The sequence below is a fragment of the Patescibacteria group bacterium genome (genome assembly GCA_018817085.1).
In the GTDB taxonomy this organism is placed as follows: Bacteria; Patescibacteriota; WWE3; order CG2-30-40-12; family CG2-30-40-12; genus CG2-30-40-12.
This window is the reverse complement of the sequence record JAHIUT010000009.1, coordinates 1-16230: the sequence shown is the minus strand read 5'-3', so window position 1 is coordinate 16230 and position 16230 is coordinate 1. Positions and strand designations below refer to the sequence as shown.

The 16230-nt window shown below is 38.3% G+C and carries 19 protein-coding genes and 1 pseudogene; 9 read left to right on the top strand and 11 right to left on the bottom strand.

All coding sequences use genetic code 11. From position 1 onward, the window contains the following. The first annotated feature begins 263 nt into the window (after positions 1–263). The 8 genes and pseudogenes from KJ678_00770 (at position 264) to KJ678_00735 (ending at position 7813) form a co-directional block, all read left to right on the top strand. On the top strand, positions 264–650 hold the full coding sequence (locus KJ678_00770) for a hypothetical protein (protein ID MBU1016683.1): 387 nt from the start codon (positions 264–266) through the stop codon (positions 648–650). Positions 651–663: 13 nt separating this feature from the next. After that, positions 664–2145, top strand: coding sequence for a PrgI family protein (locus KJ678_00765; protein ID MBU1016682.1), 1482 nt, complete (start codon positions 664–666; stop codon positions 2143–2145). Beyond that, positions 2142–2834, top strand: coding sequence for a hypothetical protein (locus KJ678_00760; protein MBU1016681.1), 693 nt, complete (start codon positions 2142–2144; stop codon positions 2832–2834). Before KJ678_00765 ends, KJ678_00760 begins: the two co-directional genes overlap by 4 nt. Continuing rightward, entirely contained in the window at positions 2831–4837 is a 2007-nt protein-coding gene (locus KJ678_00755) for an ATP-binding protein (protein MBU1016680.1), read from the top strand. The genes KJ678_00760 and KJ678_00755 overlap by 4 nt, the downstream gene beginning before the upstream one ends. A gap of 156 nt (positions 4838–4993) precedes the next feature. Beyond that, positions 4994–5732 (top strand): annotated as a pseudogene (locus KJ678_00750) (hypothetical protein). A gap of 7 nt (positions 5733–5739) precedes the next feature. Next, entirely contained in the window at positions 5740–6309 is a 570-nt protein-coding gene (locus KJ678_00745; GenBank protein MBU1016679.1) for a site-specific DNA-methyltransferase, read from the top strand. A gap of 60 nt (positions 6310–6369) precedes the next feature. Then, the gene (locus KJ678_00740) at positions 6370–7470 is read left to right on the top strand and encodes a hypothetical protein (GenBank protein ID MBU1016678.1); all 1101 of its coding nucleotides are present in this window, start codon (positions 6370–6372) and stop codon (positions 7468–7470) included. A gap of 124 nt (positions 7471–7594) precedes the next feature. Beyond that, positions 7595–7813, top strand: a complete 219-nt coding sequence (locus tag KJ678_00735; GenBank protein ID MBU1016677.1) for a hypothetical protein — start codon at positions 7595–7597, stop codon at positions 7811–7813. On the opposite strand, the gene dnaN is transcribed toward KJ678_00735, so the two are convergent. The 11 genes from dnaN to KJ678_00680 form a co-directional block, all read right to left on the bottom strand. Then, complete coding sequence (gene dnaN / locus KJ678_00730) at positions 7776–8891, bottom strand: DNA polymerase III subunit beta (GenBank protein MBU1016676.1); 1116 nt, start codon at positions 8889–8891, stop codon at positions 7776–7778. The two genes, KJ678_00735 and dnaN, sit on opposite strands and share 38 nt — an antisense overlap. Before the next feature lie 7 nt (positions 8892–8898). Beyond that, positions 8899–9348, bottom strand: a complete 450-nt coding sequence (locus KJ678_00725) for a KH domain-containing protein (GenBank protein ID MBU1016675.1) — start codon at positions 9346–9348, stop codon at positions 8899–8901. After that, the gene (locus KJ678_00720) at positions 9315–10088 is read right to left on the bottom strand and encodes a YidC/Oxa1 family membrane protein insertase (GenBank protein MBU1016674.1); all 774 of its coding nucleotides are present in this window, start codon (positions 10086–10088) and stop codon (positions 9315–9317) included. The genes KJ678_00725 and KJ678_00720 overlap by 34 nt, the downstream gene beginning before the upstream one ends. Next, entirely contained in the window at positions 10085–10324 is a 240-nt protein-coding gene (yidD, locus tag KJ678_00715) for a membrane protein insertion efficiency factor YidD (protein MBU1016673.1), read from the bottom strand. Before yidD ends, KJ678_00720 begins: the two co-directional genes overlap by 4 nt. Beyond that, positions 10269–10610 carry a ribonuclease P protein component gene (locus KJ678_00710; protein ID MBU1016672.1) on the bottom strand — a complete coding sequence of 114 codons (342 nt, stop codon included), beginning with the start codon at positions 10608–10610 and terminating at the stop codon, positions 10269–10271. The genes yidD and KJ678_00710 overlap by 56 nt, the downstream gene beginning before the upstream one ends. After that, positions 10611–10772: a 50S ribosomal protein L34 gene (rpmH, locus tag KJ678_00705; protein MBU1016671.1), complete on the bottom strand. Its 162-nt coding sequence runs from the start codon at positions 10770–10772 to the stop codon at positions 10611–10613. It lies immediately after the preceding gene. 525 nt (positions 10773–11297) lie between these two features. Further along, positions 11298–11840 carry a hypothetical protein gene (locus KJ678_00700; GenBank protein MBU1016670.1) on the bottom strand — a complete coding sequence of 181 codons (543 nt, stop codon included), beginning with the start codon at positions 11838–11840 and terminating at the stop codon, positions 11298–11300. A 25-nt stretch (positions 11841–11865) separates the two neighbouring features. Next, entirely contained in the window at positions 11866–12324 is a 459-nt protein-coding gene (locus tag KJ678_00695) for a hypothetical protein (GenBank protein MBU1016669.1), read from the bottom strand. Continuing rightward, positions 12305–13306, bottom strand: a complete 1002-nt coding sequence (locus KJ678_00690; GenBank protein ID MBU1016668.1) for an AI-2E family transporter — start codon at positions 13304–13306, stop codon at positions 12305–12307. Before KJ678_00690 ends, KJ678_00695 begins: the two co-directional genes overlap by 20 nt. Continuing rightward, on the bottom strand, positions 13296–14237 hold the full coding sequence (gene miaA / locus KJ678_00685; GenBank protein MBU1016667.1) for a tRNA (adenosine(37)-N6)-dimethylallyltransferase MiaA: 942 nt from the start codon (positions 14235–14237) through the stop codon (positions 13296–13298). Before miaA ends, KJ678_00690 begins: the two co-directional genes overlap by 11 nt. A 3-nt stretch (positions 14238–14240) precedes the next feature. Further along, on the bottom strand, positions 14241–15515 hold the full coding sequence (locus KJ678_00680; protein ID MBU1016666.1) for a MiaB/RimO family radical SAM methylthiotransferase: 1275 nt from the start codon (positions 15513–15515) through the stop codon (positions 14241–14243). A gap of 198 nt (positions 15516–15713) precedes the next feature. Here KJ678_00680 and KJ678_00675 point away from each other — a divergent pair, with 198 nt between their 5' ends. Beyond that, positions 15714–15905, top strand: a complete 192-nt coding sequence (locus KJ678_00675) for a hypothetical protein (GenBank protein ID MBU1016665.1) — start codon at positions 15714–15716, stop codon at positions 15903–15905. Positions 15906–16230: the final 325 nt, after the last annotated feature.

Sequence of the window (16230 nt, the reverse complement as noted above, 5' to 3'; positions counted from 1 at the left end):
TTTAATAATTGAAGCAGGTCCCATCGGCGATTCTGGCTCTGGTTCAGGTATTGTCATTCCTAAAGGTAAAAACGCTCTTATCATAAGTATAAGTAATAGAGCTAAAGATGACGAGTGGTTTCAAAACATCTTAAAAAGCATTGAAATTACAGAATTAACCGGCGCTTGTGGCTAATATCTTTTTATTTAAAATAGGGGTTTTAAAATAGGGATAGACCCGAATCGGGTCTATCCCTAATTGAAAAAAAAGGTAGAATAGAGGTATGCCGAGGTTTATTTATACCCTCTTTTTAATACTTTTCGGAAACTTGCTTTTTTTGCTGTATTTATTCCTTTTTGTACCCCCACAAAAACCATTGTCCCTTTTGCTTTTTTTCGGCGCTTTGCATTTGTTCTTGTCTTTGCTTTTATCTTTAATCTTTTTTTTGATTTCTCACAAAAAATATAAGAAATTTAATACATCAAACAAAATCTTTAGAAAGTTTTTTCGCCGAGTTTTTTTGGGGCTGTTCTTACTTCTTGCCGTTAAAGCTCTTTTGGTCTTTGATATTTATACTCTAGTTAATGCGGTCCTTATAAGCCTTTTTGTTTTGGTAACATACCTTCTTTTGGAATTAAAAATGCGCCTACCATCTCGCGGTACTATTTGATAAAATATAACCAATGCCTATAAACGAAGAACAAACAGCTCACCGTCAACACCCTGTTCCCCAAAATATTATGAGTGTTGAGTTTAAACTTGTGGGGGACCTTACTGTCCGCCAGTTTATGTATTTGGTAATGGGGGGTATAACGGTGTATTTAGCCTTTATTTCAAAGATTAATTTTTTGTGGAAATGGGGTTTAATTTTCTTTGGGGGTTTTGGCAGTTTAGCGCTTGCGTTTGTGCCTTTTGGGGACCGCGGTTTAGACCAATGGATTAAAAATTTTATAAAAAGTGTAACAATGCCTACCCAGAGGGTTTGGCGAAAAACGCAAGGTATTTCGGAACACTTTTTGGCGGATTATGCCGAATCTTTAAAGAGGGAAGTGGTGGCTTTGGCTCCGGCAAGAAGTAGGCGGGCTATAACCGACTATTTTGAAGGACCAAAAACCCCCCCAGACTTTTTAAGGGATACGAAGGAAGAGGCGTTTTTAAAAAGGATTAATTTTGATGTGGAAGTTCCCGCCCATTTAAAAAGTTCCGTTACAACTATAGCTCCCCCCAAAACAGCTGTTTCTTTGGAGGAGGATTTGCCGAAAAAAGAAATTCAAAAACCTCTTGAAATTCAAAAACGGTTTGAAGCTATGGAAACCGCTGTAGGAAGAACTTTAAAACACATTCCTTTAGAGGGTGAAATTGTGCTTCCCAAACGGACAAGACCAATAAAAGCTATTTTAGCCCCTAAAAGTGATTTGGAAGATTCTTCTAAGCACACGCAGGATATTTTAAAGCAAGTAGAGGAGTTAAGAAAAGTTTTGAGAAGAGCGGAGGAGAAATTTTCTCCCGAAGGGGCGGTTCTTCCCGCGCATGAGTTAATTTTGGGAGATACAGAGGACACGCAGGCAAAAGAAAACGAACTGCGCGAAATAGTAGCGGTGTTAAAAAAGGAAAACAAAAACTTGTCAGGAGAGATAGATAGTTTAAAAAAGCAGATGCAGGGATTGGATAAAACCAAAGAGACCTATAAAACGCAGGTCTCCTCTTACGCGCAAAAGATTAAAGATTTGGAGGGGAGAAAGAATTTGGTGGAAGAAACGATACAAACAAAGGTTGTGGATACCCCCAAACCTCCGCAAGGGGTTATGGAGAATGCGGAGATGGTTAAGAAATTAAGCGAGGTTGTGGTTAAAGGGCAGGGGGATATTGCGAGTAAGAAAAAGAAAGAGGAAGCGGGGACTGCTCCTAATGTTATTTGGGGAACGGTAAAAGATAAACAGGGGCATTTGCTGGAGAACGCCACTCTTATAATAAGGGACGATAACGATATTCCTATTAGAGCTTTAAAAACCAACCAGTTAGGGCAGTTTATAGGCGCCACCCCGCTTTCTAACGGTTCTTATAAAATAGAAGTGCTAAACAATGAGAATTCTTTTGCTATAATGGATATAACTTTAGAAGGCAAACCGTTAAAAGCGTTGGAGTTTTTGGCGATTAACAAATGACGAAAATACTTGCCTCAACACAAGAACATTTGGATATAGAAGATATAAAAGACAGCACCCTTGTTTTAAAAAATGGCGGGGCGGCTATGGTTTTGCAAACAACGGCTGTAAATTTTGACCTTTTATCTGTTAGGGAACAGGATGCGGCTATAGCGGCTTTTAGTTCTATGCTAAACTCTTTGTCTTTTCCTATTCAAATTATAGTTCGTAGCAAGAAAATGGATATTTCAAAATACATTGAAAATGTGCGAAAGGTTGAAAGCTCGCAACAGGAACCTAAATTAAAAGACCAAACTAAAAAGTATATAAAATTTGTGGAGGAGTTGGTTACAAAAAATGAGGCTTTGGACAAAAACTTTTATGTGGTTATTCCATACAACACTATTTCCGTAACCCCCGGGAGCTCCCCTTTTTCGTGGATATACAGTCTCCTTGGCGCAAACACCAAAAAGAAAACTCATGTGGATGTTGGGGGTGTTTTAAATGCGGCTAAAGTTCAGCTGGAACCTAAAAGAGACCATTTAATCAAAGAGTTTACGCGAATGAATATAAAAGCGCGGCAAATGACTACGGAAGAACTAGCAAGCCTTTTTTATGATATATATAATCCAGGCAGCGCGCGGTTTCAGAAAGTTAGGCAGAACATTTCGGATTACACCACAACATTAGTTGAACCAAAATTAGAATGAACAAAAAAAGCAGTATTAAAGAAACAGCCAAAACTTTTGATAAACTATCTGCGGGGATGCTAACGGTAAGGGATATTATAGCGCCAAGCGCCATTGAGGTGGACTTTAATTTTATTAAGGTGGGGGAAAAATATTTTAGGACATTGTTTGTTTCTGGGTATCCGCGGTTTGTTGGCGCAAACTGGCTTGCGCCGGTAATAAATTACGACCATTCGCTGGAAATTTCAATGTTTTACTATCCAGTGGAAGCGCGGGGAGTGTTGGACGATTTGCGAAGAAAAATAGCGGAAATGGAAGCCACTTTAAATGCAGATACCGAAAGAGGCAGGATTGTGGATCCCGGAGTTACAGCGGCTTTGGAAGACGCTAAATCTTTGCAAGAGCAATTGGTTAAAGGTATTGAAAGATTTTTCCAGTTTTCCTTTTATATAACTATTCCTGCCGATTCTTTGGAAGAATTAAATAGCGTAACAAGAAAGGTGGAGGCTACATTGGGCTCTTTAATGCTTATATCCAAAATGTGTACTTTGCAAATGGAAGAGGCTTTTCAATCAACAATCCCAACTTGCATTGACAAATTGTTGATAACGCGAAATATGGATACCACTAGTGTAGCCACAACTTTTCCTTTTACCTCAAGCGAACTTACAGCCAACGAAGGGATTTTGTATGGGGTAAACAAGCATAATGGTTCTCTGGTTATATTTGACCGCTTTACCTTGGAGAATGCCAATTCGGTTATTTTTGCAAAAAGCGGCGCTGGAAAAAGTTATTTTGTTAAGCTGGAAGCGATGCGTTCCATTTTGTTTGGAACGGACATAATAGTTATAGACCCCGAGGCGGAATATGAAAAGCTCTCAAAAACTTTAGGCGGGGACTATATTAGCTTTTCTGTTGGTAGTTCTGCCAAAATAAACCCATTTGATTTGCCGCCCTACGAGGGTGGGGACGAGGAGAACCAGCTAGGTTTAAAGATACTTACCTTGCATACGCTTTTTAAAATAATGCTTGGAAATATGAGCGCCACCGAAGAAGCTATTTTGGATAGGGCTTTGATGATGACTTATAAAATAAAGGGCATAACGCAAGACCCGCAAACGCATAAAAACGAACCCCCCATTTTAGAGGATTTGTACAAAGTGCTTTTGGGTATGGAAGAAACGGAAGCGAAAAGTATTTCAGAACGGTTGGAAAGGTATGTTAAGGGTTCTTTAATGGGAGTTTTTGACCAGAGGTCTACGGTAAATATTAAAAGTTCCTTTACCGCCTTTTCGGTAAGAGAGCTTGAAGATATTTTGCGTCCGGTGGCAATTTATATAATTTTGGATTTTATTTGGACGAGAATTAAATACAACTTAAAAAAGAGGATATTGGTTGTAGATGAGGCGTGGTATCTTATGCAAAACGAAGACTCGGCAAGCTTTTTATATTCCATAGCAAAACGCGCCCGAAAATATTATTTAGGTTTAACCACAATAACGCAAGATGTGGGGGATTTTTTGAAAAGCGGGTATGGAAAAACTATTGTGACTAACTCTTCTATGCAAGTGTTGTTAAAACAGCACCCTGCGTCTATTGACCAGCTTGCGGAGGTGTTTTATTTAAGCGAGGGCGAAAAGAGGCTTCTTCTTTCGGCGGGGATTGGCGAAGGGCTGTTTTTTGCGGGAAATAACCATGTGGCTATGCAAATAATAGCTTCGGAAGACGAACATAAAGTTATAACCACTGACCCTAAAGAAATAATCAAAATGAGAGAGGAAGAAAAAGGAATAGCGGATAAAATGAGGGGTGAACCTGTTCCACCTGTTCCGCAAAAACCTGCGGTTCCCGTCCCGCTATTGTCTAAAGCAGTTCAACCCCCAACATATACGCCTGCGCAGAGACCTATACCAGAGGTAAAAAGAGATTTTCCAAAACCTACCGTTTTAGAGAATAAACCAAGCGAAGGACCAAAAGAACCTCCGCATATCCCCGTTCCCCCTGTGGTATCCAGTATTCAATAAAGGTAGTAGCGACATCCTATGTCGCCTTATTTGGTTTCTGGATTTGTTTTAATGTCTTTTAAGGAGTTTCCTTTGAAAAAGGAGACTCCTTTGTCTGTCTTTCTGGGAATTTTTGAGTTTGCTTTGGAAAGATATATTTGTTACTCTAATTAAGATATGATTACACTTTGGAATTCGGATCAGGAAAAAGATTTCTTTATTAAATCTCTTGAGTTTGCCACACCAGAACAACTCTTTTATGTCACCAAAGATAGAAAGTTCCTAGCTTATTGGCCCAAAAACTATGAGGGGGTAAAGACAACTTTACAAAGTAGAAATTCATTAATTGGGGCTTATACAAAAACCTGAAAATATTTTAATGATTATTGAAGTTAAAATGTCTGTAGTTAGGAATTGGGAATTTACCCCAACAACTAGAGGTTTAACTTGTATTGGCGACTATAAAACCCATCAAGGCAATCCGGGATTTTTACGGTCAGATACGATGCTAAAAGCTATTGGCAAAAGTATCAATATCCGCGTTTCTAATTTCTCCGCTTCGAAAATCCCCATAGTTATTATTGGGAATACACCTATAACTAAAAGTTATTACGAAAAGGTTGACCATTTAAAGAAAAACGGAATCATTCAAAGTTTTTGGTCAATAAATCCGAATCCTTTAGACAATAATGGCGAAAACATAAAATCAACACCTTATGAAGGATTTTACAGATTTGATAACTATGAAGAATTAAAACAAAATACTCTTAATCTTTTAAAAGAAGAAAGGGAGTTTTTTTCCAGTATGCAAACACGGGAGAGATTAGGAGAATTTATTGGAATAGCAGCCAGGGAAAATACTTATGAGGCGAAAGCGCTGAAATTCTTAGAGCTTCTTCGTGAATCAAAAGGATAAATTGACTATGAAAAATCAAAGTTTTTACGATAAAAGAAAAAATGGAACGGAAACCAGCGCTTTTGGTACATCAGGGCGGATTAACCACGATGCTTCAAAATTTTACAACAGCAAACTTTATGAGGGGTTGAATAACGGAAAGGATGTTGAATATGTGGAAAATCCAATTGACTCACAAAATATAAATAAGGTTTTCTGCAAAAGTAGTGAATATATTTTGATATTTTGTAAGGATACTTTCACTCGTAGGAACCCACATCAAAGAAAAAGTACTATTTCCAAAGAAGAGTTTTTAGAATTTACAAGAAGCGTCTGGAAGTTTTCTGCAGAACGAGCTTCAAGAGTTGGTCATCCTGCCCCTTTTCCAGTTGAATTACCCTATCGTGTGATACAGCTTTATACATTTGAAAATGAGATAGTTCTTGACCCTTTTGCAGGAAGCGGTACTGCCTGCCTAGCGGCATTAAAAACCAATAGAAAATATGTTGCTTATGACATTGATAAAAAATATTGCGATTTAGCGGAACAAAGGATAAAACAATTTTCACAAGAACAAATTACCTTATTACAAAATTAAGAATTTAGAAAAGGGTTATCTGTAATTATAAACATTACGAAAAACAGCTAAGAATGGCTTATGCCAAAACAAAAATATAAAACCTTAATTTTGATGCCCTACCTACCTTTGGAAGGTAGTTTTAAGTTTAACACCCTAATAGTTTGGGCATATCACAAAAAGAAAAATGATTTCATAAAAGATTTAGGCTTAATGGAACATATAAACAAATTGGTAGTATGCTATCGGTTTCAAAAAGGTGGGGCAATTAAAAATCCAGCGGTTATTTCTATTGATAAAATAACCTTTACAAATCCTATTCGCGTCAGTATTGCCAAAATAGAGATGTTAAAGAATGTTCTTTTATTTGCGGGAGTGCTAGAAAACAAGGAATGGGCGTTTGTAACTAGCGATAATTTTGAAGTCTTCTATCAACATTTTAACATTGGTGAGGAAGGAATCTCCACCCAAGGAGGTGCTATACACAGAATTATAGCTGGGGGTTATAAAATTAACGAGGTGGCTTTTATAAAGCCCGAACATGTAAATATCCCCCTGCACTTTCGTCCTAATAATAGTGTTATCCGAGCATTAGAAAATTGTGTTATTAACTCGGCGAAGGATCAATCAAAAAGTCAGGTTATCCAATCTTTGAATCCCTTCTTCAATACTTATAGAAATAGCCATGAACATTCTTGGCAATCTAGAATTTTGCTTTTAATAATGGCTTTTGAACTATTATTTGGAGAGACGGGCAGACCACAGTTTAGGGATAATATTCAGAAATATTCAACAATGGGAAGTAAATTAAAATTCAAAAGATATACATATCCGATTGTTAATTGGGGAGGAGCTACATCGCAGGGACAACTTACATTAAACCAGATATGGGCAGAAGAGTTTTATAAACTTAGGCACAGAATTATTCACGGCGATACAGTTTACAGTGATGAATTATTATTTTCGGACATAAAAAAGGTAGTTAAACAGAGCGACCCCCATTTTTATATTGCCGTTAACTTTTATGTAGTTTGTGTACTAAATAAATTGCGGGAATTAGGTTTTTCTAGCATACCTCACTTTATAGTTAATCCCGAAGCACCTAAACTTTACATAGGTAAGAACATTTCAGGAATCCATAACGAAAGGTTTAAAATAATGCGGATTAGCTCCTTTATTTAAATCTTATTAGGGAAAATGTTTGGGGAAAATACAAAAAATGACGTTTGTAATACCCAATGTTACGACCTGTTTTGTTTCTCCATCTTCAAGGTGGGACGGGGTGCTGGAGGAGACATGCTCCAAAATGGAACAGGTTAAATTCCTATCTTTTTGGGTAATTGAGAAGGTGAATCGTCATTGCGAGGAGGAACGAAGTGACGACGAAGCAATTTCATTGGGATTGCTTCGTCATTCGCTTACGCTCGTTCCTCGCAATGACGAGAATACCAACTATCTATTTGTGTCAGTAATTGTGAATAGTTATGTTACGGGCGGCGGGGCATTATTATATGGATATAATTAGTTCGGTCTTTAGGTTTAAACAAAACAGGATTTACCGCCCCTTCGGTTTCTATAATAAGCTCCTCGCTTTTAACATTGCTTAAAAAATCGTTTAAAAATTTGCCGTCAAAAATTATTTCGGTTTTTTCTCCTTCTACTTTTGCGTCCACAAAAGTTTTATTGCTCCCCACCTCCGCCGTTTCGCTTGACACAAATAGCCCTTCCGGTTTAACGGCAATTTTAACCACATTAGCGGAATCTTTGGCAAAAACATTAGCAATTTTAATGGCGTTAAAAAGTTCCACCGTTGAAACTTGTATTTTAATCTTTTTATCTTTAGGGATTATTTTTTTGTAATCGGGAAACTCCCCTTCCAAAATTCTTGTAGTGGCAATCAAATCTTCGCTTTCAAAAATCGCCAGGTTTTCGGTTTCTACAATGGCTATAGTAAGGGTGTCCGCTGTGCCTTGGGCAAGACGGGAAATTTCAAGCAAAGTTCTTGCGGGAATAACCACATTTTTGGCTGGTTTTGGATCTCCCGTTTCACTTTCTATTTTTAAAGTTCTTTCCGAAAGCCTAAACCCGTCCACGGCAACTAGACTTAGATTTTTGCCTGCCTTAGCAAGATAAACACCGGTTAGTATTGGTCTTGATTCGTCCGTTGCTGCGGCAAAATACACTTCCGACAACGCTTCTTGGAAATCTTTAGTGGATATTTTTATATTAAAATCCCCTTTGGCTAAATTTTGAGGGATTGGGAATTCTTCGGCAGAGGTTCCATTAAATACGGCGACGGCTTTTTGGGATTTTAAAGTTAATAAAAAGTTTTCTACGCTACCTTCAATTTGCGCGGGGGGGAGGTTGGAAACAAATTCGCCCAAGATTTTGGCGGGAACGGTAATTGCCCCTTCGCTATCAATTTTTCCGCCTACCCAGGTGGTAATGCTTTTATCAAGGTCGGTTGCGCAAAGTTTTAGTCTGCCGGCGTCGCTTTGTATTAAAATATTGCCTAGTATGGGCAAAGAACCTCTAAAAGAAACGGCTTTACTAACCACATTTATTCCTTTTAATAAATCGCTATGCAATACGGTGAATTTCATAATCTTTTTAAGACGGACTTATAACTATATGCCGTTCTCTCCCCTCCCCAACGCTTTCCGATTTAACGCCCTCTATTTTTGAGACTGCGGAGTGAACAAGCATTCTCTCGTAAGGACTCATTGGACGCAGTTCCACATTTTTTTGCAAAAATCGCGCTTTTTGGGCGGAAGTCCCGGCTATTTCGGCAAGTTTCTCTTCCCTTTCTTTCCTATAGTTACCCACATCCACTAAAATCTTAACCCATTTATCTAATTTTCGATATACGCCCATACCCAGTATAAGTTGAAACGCGTTTAAAGTTTCGCCGTGGTAGCCGATTAAAATGCCTAAATTTTCCCCTTCAATGTTTACCAAGAAATGTCCCTTGTCATCAGTAACACTAACCTTGCCTTTAAGCCCCATATTTTTTAATAGCTCCTTGGCTATTTTTTCAATAGTCTTTTGTTCAGTATCCATTGTTGCGCAATTCCAAACACCGTCGTTAAAAACCAGTATAGAACCAACCCCGATGGCAAAGAGATACCTATAAAAACTGTCATTATAGGCATCATATAAATCATCTGCTTTTGCATATTATACATAACATCGTCTTGCTTGTCAGGGGTTTTTTCCGCCAACTTTTCCATTTTTTTTGCTTGGGGCATAGTTATTTTTGATAATACTAGTTGAGATAGCCCTGCAAGTATTGGCAGTACATAATAAGGGTCTTTTTTTGCCAAATCTATGTAAAAGAATGTGGTATTAAAAACATCCGCTTGAGAGAATTTTAGAAATGGAAAATACAGCATTTCGTTAAAGTAGGCGGGGTTGTGTCTAAAAATATCAATCAGTACTTGATATAGCACAATTAGGAGGAGAAGTTGAACTATTTGAGGCAAACATCCCGCGGCGGGGTTAAACCCGTGTTCTTTATAAAGTTTCATTTGTTCTTGGGCTAAAGTTGTTTTATTGGCCCCATACTTTTTTTTGAGAGCGGAAAGTTGGGGGGCAAGCTCTCTTTGTTTTGCCGCGCCTTTGAGAGAGGGCAATGTAACAGGGATTAATACGGCTCTTATTAAAACGGTTAAGGCGGCAATGGCTAGGGCTAGGTTATGCCCAAAAAAGGCGTAGAAGAATACCAAGACATTAAGTATAGGTATATAAATAAGCACTTTAAAAAATGATATTATTGGCAAGACTGCTCGTGTTTCACTCATTGTTTTAACGGGTCAAACCCCCCTTTATTAAAGGGATTGCACCTAATTATCCTTTTAAACCCTAAATATAATCCTTTAACTGTACCATATTTTTCCACCGCTTCAATAGTGTACTGCGAGCAGGTGGGAATAAACCTGCAAATATGTAGGGCGGGAATTAATTTTTTTGGTACACCAGTATCAAAGGAGAGATATTTTTGATATTTTTTGAGTAACCAAATTATAAATTTCTTCATAATCCGCAGTTATTATTTTTTCGTTTAGATAAAAACCAATATGATAGCCTTTGTTAAATTTGCCTAAGTTTACCTGTATTGCTTTTGCAAGCATTCTTTTGGCGCGGTTTCTTTCAACCGCCTTTTTGCTTGCTTTTTTTGATATAATAAATGTAAATTTTAAAATATTTTCGTCGGGAATTTTTAGGGCGATAACATTAAAAAAATCCGTTTTATAAATAGGTTTACCCCTTTGTTTTAATAAGAAAACCTCTTTTTTATTTAAAAGATATTTTTTAGCAAGCACTTATTTTTTAGGCTTCTTTTCATCAGAAACTGTGGTTTTTGTTCTACCTTTTAATCTTCTTCTTTTAAGTATATTGCGCCCAGCTTTTGTTGAGCTTCTTTTTAAGAAACCGTGTTTTCTAACCCTTTTTCGCTTTTTTGGCTGATAAGTTCTTTTCGGCATAAGAGGATATTAACGAATTTTTTTACTTTTTTCAACAATTAAATTTCAATTAGGGATAGACCCATCCCTATTCAAAACAATTGTCTTATAGTGTGGTTTGTGCTATAATGAGTGTGGAATAAAGGAAGCCGGGCTAATACTCCGCCGGCTGGCGGAGAGGAAAGTCCAGACTGCGCAAAGCAAAGGGACGGGGCGCAAGCCCCGACGCAAGTTGTGAATCTGAAGGGGTTCATAGGAAGCCATAAGGCAGGCCATGAACCGCGTAGGGTTTATGGCAAGCGCGGGTGTTCCGAAACTGAAAAGTATCGGGAACAGGTCTTGAATTAACAAGACTTGAGAGCAACAGAAACGATCTTTTGGCTAAACCCGGGCTTGTCCCGGACACGCCGAGAGCTGAAACGGGCAATCCCACCTGCAGCAATCCACGAACTACCCATAAAAAGCCCGCTTGGCATTGGGTTAAAGTGGAGCATAGATTAATTTTAGCCATTAAACAGAATCTGGCTTACGAGCTTTTTTTGTTCCCTAAAACGCCCCATCCTCTTGGATGGCGTTGAATATTATTCTAAAGTTAGTAGTCAAGCCCTGTATTTCATTACTAACCTCCTGTGGTAGGCTTATTTCAATCCCGAGCTTTTTCTCCTGTCCGGAATCTAGTGTTTGCGTTATTTCTATATCTTGCAAATCTTTTAATAATGCCCCCTCCCCACCTAGAGTTTTAGTTTTTTGCGCGTTATCGTCGTATTCATACAAGCTATATTCCAATGTTTTGTATAAATCATTGTTGTCCGAAACATTTGTAGGCTCAATAGACACCCTGTACTTTAAATCCGCTGTTCCGGTGTTTTTTAGGGTTACAAGTTTCTCGCCGGAACTAAAACCGGGAGTTATCCCCTCAAAAGATAGCAAAGCGCTTTGAGAGGTTGTGGAAAGGTCCAAAGTTGCTGTGCTTACAGAACTTTCTCCAAGAACTTTCTCTTTTGTTAAATACGCTTTAACCGCAGTTACTGTTCCAACAACTAATATGCCCAAAAAAAGCCCCAATCCGAAATATTTAAGATGAGTCATTAAATTCACCTCCTTTGGCGGATAACTAAACTTCTTTCGTTCCCAAAAGTTTCCAGCTCCCGTCTTCGTAATTAAAAACGGTTTTATATTCTCGCGAAGAATTGTCAGCGTACCTTATTTTCATAACCACATAAGCTTGAGCGCTGTTCGTATATACCGTATCTCCCACTATTTCAAAACCGGCTATTTTTGAATCTTTAAGGGCGTTTACAAATTCCTCTTTGGTGTATATTCCAGAAAGGTCTTTTGCCAAATTATCGTAAAGAACATTAAAATTGCCGGCAAGCCACAGTTTCCCCACCGATTCCCCTGCTTTTAATGGTGTTGTGAAATCATATTCTTCCCAATATCCCGCGGATATCAAATTACTGTTTATAAAAACCTCTTTGGTAAAAAACGCCCGCGCTTTTTGGGGTAAAAAAAACAAAAAGGTTGTGACCAGAACAAAAGGAATTAGAATGGTTTTATTCGTATTCCAGAACATGTTTTGTTACAATGACAATGATTAAAGTTATGGGCACCGACAAAAGAGCGCCGATTACGCCAAAAAGTTTTCCGCCTATTAGAAGCGCCAATAAGGTTATTAAAGGGTTAAACCCTACGGTTCTTTGCATAACTTTTGGGACAATGAAATTGTTTTCCAGCTGTTGTATTAGAATGTATAATCCTAAAACCCCAAGTCCCATTATGGGAGAAATTGAAAAGCCTACTATTACACCGGGCACGGCGGAAATAAGCGGGCCTATCATAGGAACCACTTCCAATAGTCCTGAAATTAAAGCAAGGGGAGCGGCGTACTCCACACCTAAAAGCAAAAGACCCACATAAGTTGCCCCACCTACAACACACATTAGAATAAACTCTCCTCTAAGCCACGCCCCTAGTTTATATTCTATTTCTTTTAATACCTTTGCCGTTTCTTTTCTAGGTTTTGCGGGAAGAAAAAATAAAAAAGTTTCTCTTAAATTGTCTAAGTCTAAAAGGAGGTAGGCGGTAAAAACCATAAGCGAAAACGCCGACACGATTCCAGAAAAAGCCCCCACGGTTACTTTTATAACATTACCGGATGCCCCTATAAATTGTTCCGCCAAAAAATTATTGAGGTCGGTAGTAACCCGGCTTAAAAAGGGAACTTCGCCTACGGTTGAAAGTATCTGAGGAAGAGAATTTATAAAACGGGTAGTTTGAACTATAATTGGGGGCAAGGCCACTACCCCAACTAATGCTAGAATTGAAAGCACAACAGTGTAAATAATGAGAATAGCCACACCCCTTGGTATTTTCTTCTTGCCCAAAAACTCCACAAAGGGTGCTAAAGCCAGAGATAGCATTAAGGAAATAAAAATCAAAAGGAGTATTTCTTTAATTTGCACGAAAAGCCACAACAGTACCGCGCTTGCCACGACCATGAAAATAGTTTTTGTTGAAATTAAGATGTAGTTTTCAGAAGGTTTTTTAATGGCCATATAAGAACAATTGTACCGTTTTTAAAACTTCAATGTCAAAGCCTTTCTTGGCTATATTAAACCACATTATTTCGGGGTTTCTGTTAAACCAAGTAAGCTGGCGTCTTATGTATCCGTGGATATCCCATTTTATTTTCTGTTTCATCTCCTCCATGGTTATTTTTTCATCTAAATACTCAACTGCGGAAGAATAAACGAGTCCTTTCATTGGAATAGTTTCCGAGAACCCCATATCCAAAAGTGTCTTGGTTTCTAGGATAAGCCCTTTCCCCACAATTTTTTCTACCCACAAATCCGCTTTCTCGTATAAATAGGTTCTTGGGGCGGTAAGCCCTATTAACAACACCTTTACTTCCTCTTCATTAGGGGGAGGAACGGCAAAAAACGACTTTTTGCTTTTTAGTATCTCTATAGAACGTACTAGACGCGCTCTGTTTTTTAAGTCCACTCTTTTATATTCCTCCTCATTTAGATTTTTTAATGTTCTCTGCAGATCTTCCAAAGAGTTTTTCTCAAGTTCTGTTCTTAATGCAAAGTTAGGCGGTACATTAGCCACAGATTTTCTTCCGGTTAAAACATCTATGTAAAAACCTGTGCCGCCGACAATAAAAGGTATTTTTTGTCTTTTTTGGATACTTGTAAGCTCATTTTTAGCTTTCTTAGAATAGTCATATACAGAATAAGTTTTTGCGGGGGAGACAACATCGTACATATAAATAGGAATTTTGGATATCTTCCACAATCCGTCAAACCTTTCTATTTGAGGATTTGGTCTATCTACGGGGAGTTTTCCCGTTCCTATATCCATATATTTGTATATTTGGCGGGAATCTGCGGATATTATTTCGCCGTTAAAAGCTTTGCATAAATTTATTGCCAAAGATGTTTTTCCGGTACTTGTAGGTCCGCAAATTACTATTGTTTTATTCATATTCTACCTCGTCATTGCGATCCCGAGCTTTCGCGAGGGAGAAGCAATCTTATTGAGATTGCTTCGTCTAGTTCCCTCGCTACGCTCGGGACAAGCCTCGCAATGACGGGACATCGCAACTACCCCCATTAAAAATTTGTGTCTTTTCCTTTTTTCTTTTAGAGGAACATCGTTCTTATACAATTTTTGTGCCACAGTCCCCAGTCGTTCCGAGTACATTGAAATATACGCTACATTAAATTTAAGTTTTTGGCACATTTTTACGGTATTTATAAATTGTTCTTCCGTTTCGCCCGGAAATCCCACAATTAAATCTGTTCCAATCTCAATTTCAGGAACGGTTTTTCTAATTTCTTTTATTAAGTTAATAAACTCTTTTGCGGTATGTCTGCGATTCATTTTTTTTAATATCGTATCGTCTCCCGATTGAACGGCTATGTGGATATAACGGGACATTTTGGGAAGTTTTAATGTTTGTATTAAATCTTGCGTGAAATCAAAAGGGTTTGAGGATAAAAAGCTTATTTTCTTAACCTCGGTAATTTTATGAATTTCTCTTAAAAGTTGGGCAAACGGGAGTTTATGGGAAGAGCCTGCTCGCAATTTGCTTTTTTCTTTTGCGGACAACCCCCACGAATTTACATTTTGCCCCAAAAGCGTTATTTCGGAAAAACCCTTGTTTGCAAGTTTTTTTACTTCGTCCACTATTTCTTTTTTGGTGTGGCTAATTTCGGGTCCGCGAGCGTACGGAACTACACAAAAACTGCAAAAATTATCGCATCCGGTTGAGATATTAATATATGCGGACGTTGCGCCGTCAAACGGGAAGGGAATGGTTTGGGACACAGGAATGGCAGAAATAAGCCCTTCTTTAAACAAAATGCTGGGAATTTCCTTTGTTTGAGTGGGGTTTAGAAAATAGTCAACCCAAGGGATTTTCTTTTGCAGATAAGAAAGCTCGTATCTTTTTCTTTCTCCGGTAGCGCTACCTACCATACAACCGGTTAGAATCACCAAAGGTTTAATTCTATTAGGGTTCAACCCTCCGCCAGCTGGCGGAAGGGTTGAACCCTTTTTGAGTTTTAGACCAACGCCATAAACTTTGTCCTCGGCGGCTTGCCGCACAGAACAGGAGTTTAGGAGTATCATGTCTGCTTTATCAAATCTTTTAGTTTCGGCAAGACCCAAGTCGTCCAATATGTTTTTTATATCTTGCGAATCTTTTTCATTTGCCGCGCAACCATAAGTTCTCAAAAAGTATTTTTTAAGCTCTTTCATAGCCTCTATTATAGCAGGAATTGGACTCAACCCCGTCTGTAAAATAGGGATAGACCCAAACTGGGATAGACCCAAATTGGGTCTATCCCTAATTGCGAATTCACGACCTTGCTCAAACCCGCAATTTTTCATAGAATAGAGGCAGTATAAAATATAAAAATTGGTTGGGCGAGAGATTCTGATTGGAGGTGACAGTTAATGAACGAAGATAAAAAAAACAAAAGTACCGCGTCCTTTGTGTTTGTGCTAATGGTCGGGGTACTCTTAACTTTAGTGGGAGTTATGGGTTTTATTAGAAGCGCCGAAATTACCGATATAGTTATGTTAGTATCGGGACTTGTTATGGTTGGTGTTGGTTTGTATAGATTAATTAGCCCTCCTAGAAAATGAGGTTTTTAGGTACGGGCATCAATAAAAAAGAGGAGGTGTTCATTTGTGGTTGATAAATGTCCAAAATGCGGGGGTCGGATGGAGAGAGGTTTAATACTTATTCCAGGTGCCGTTGTTGGAGCTCGTTGGGGACAGAGTGAAAAGATCAATAAGTGGTTTAATACCTTGAGCAATAAGCCAAAAATTCTCGCTTACAGTTGTGAGAAGTGCGGGTTTGTAGAATCTTATGTTGAGAAGTAGGTCAGGAGTTATTAAAAGCGAAAAAGAAATAGTATTAAACTTCTTTTAGGGGGCGTACCCTTTCAAAATAGGGATAGACCCAAAC

What these genes read in the sequence shown, in the direction of transcription:
- KJ678_00740 (MBU1016678.1), top strand. Translation starts at nt 6,370, where the DNA reads ATGCCAAAACAAAAATATAAAACCTTAATTTTGATGCCCTACCTACCT.
- KJ678_00680 (MBU1016666.1), bottom strand. Translation starts at nt 15,515, where the DNA reads ATGAAAGAGCTTAAAAAATACTTTTTGAGAACTTATGGTTGCGCGGCA.
- KJ678_00700 (MBU1016670.1), bottom strand. Translation starts at nt 11,840, where the DNA reads ATGACTCATCTTAAATATTTCGGATTGGGGCTTTTTTTGGGCATATTA.
- KJ678_00675 (MBU1016665.1), top strand. Translation starts at nt 15,714, where the DNA reads ATGAACGAAGATAAAAAAAACAAAAGTACCGCGTCCTTTGTGTTTGTG.
- dnaN (MBU1016676.1), bottom strand. Translation starts at nt 8,891, where the DNA reads ATGAAATTCACCGTATTGCATAGCGATTTATTAAAAGGAATAAATGTG.
- rpmH (MBU1016671.1), bottom strand. Translation starts at nt 10,772, where the DNA reads ATGCCGAAAAGAACTTATCAGCCAAAAAAGCGAAAAAGGGTTAGAAAA.
- KJ678_00755 (MBU1016680.1), top strand. Translation starts at nt 2,831, where the DNA reads ATGAACAAAAAAAGCAGTATTAAAGAAACAGCCAAAACTTTTGATAAA.
- KJ678_00745 (MBU1016679.1), top strand. Translation starts at nt 5,740, where the DNA reads ATGAAAAATCAAAGTTTTTACGATAAAAGAAAAAATGGAACGGAAACC.
- KJ678_00735 (MBU1016677.1), top strand. Translation starts at nt 7,595, where the DNA reads ATGGAACAGGTTAAATTCCTATCTTTTTGGGTAATTGAGAAGGTGAAT.
- KJ678_00695 (MBU1016669.1), bottom strand. Translation starts at nt 12,324, where the DNA reads ATGTTCTGGAATACGAATAAAACCATTCTAATTCCTTTTGTTCTGGTC.
- KJ678_00770 (MBU1016683.1), top strand. Translation starts at nt 264, where the DNA reads ATGCCGAGGTTTATTTATACCCTCTTTTTAATACTTTTCGGAAACTTG.
- KJ678_00765 (MBU1016682.1), top strand. Translation starts at nt 664, where the DNA reads ATGCCTATAAACGAAGAACAAACAGCTCACCGTCAACACCCTGTTCCC.
- miaA (MBU1016667.1), bottom strand. Translation starts at nt 14,237, where the DNA reads ATGAATAAAACAATAGTAATTTGCGGACCTACAAGTACCGGAAAAACA.
- KJ678_00720 (MBU1016674.1), bottom strand. Translation starts at nt 10,088, where the DNA reads ATGAGTGAAACACGAGCAGTCTTGCCAATAATATCATTTTTTAAAGTG.
- KJ678_00690 (MBU1016668.1), bottom strand. Translation starts at nt 13,306, where the DNA reads ATGGCCATTAAAAAACCTTCTGAAAACTACATCTTAATTTCAACAAAA.
- KJ678_00725 (MBU1016675.1), bottom strand. Translation starts at nt 9,348, where the DNA reads ATGGATACTGAACAAAAGACTATTGAAAAAATAGCCAAGGAGCTATTA.
- yidD (MBU1016673.1), bottom strand. Translation starts at nt 10,324, where the DNA reads ATGAAGAAATTTATAATTTGGTTACTCAAAAAATATCAAAAATATCTC.
- KJ678_00760 (MBU1016681.1), top strand. Translation starts at nt 2,142, where the DNA reads ATGACGAAAATACTTGCCTCAACACAAGAACATTTGGATATAGAAGAT.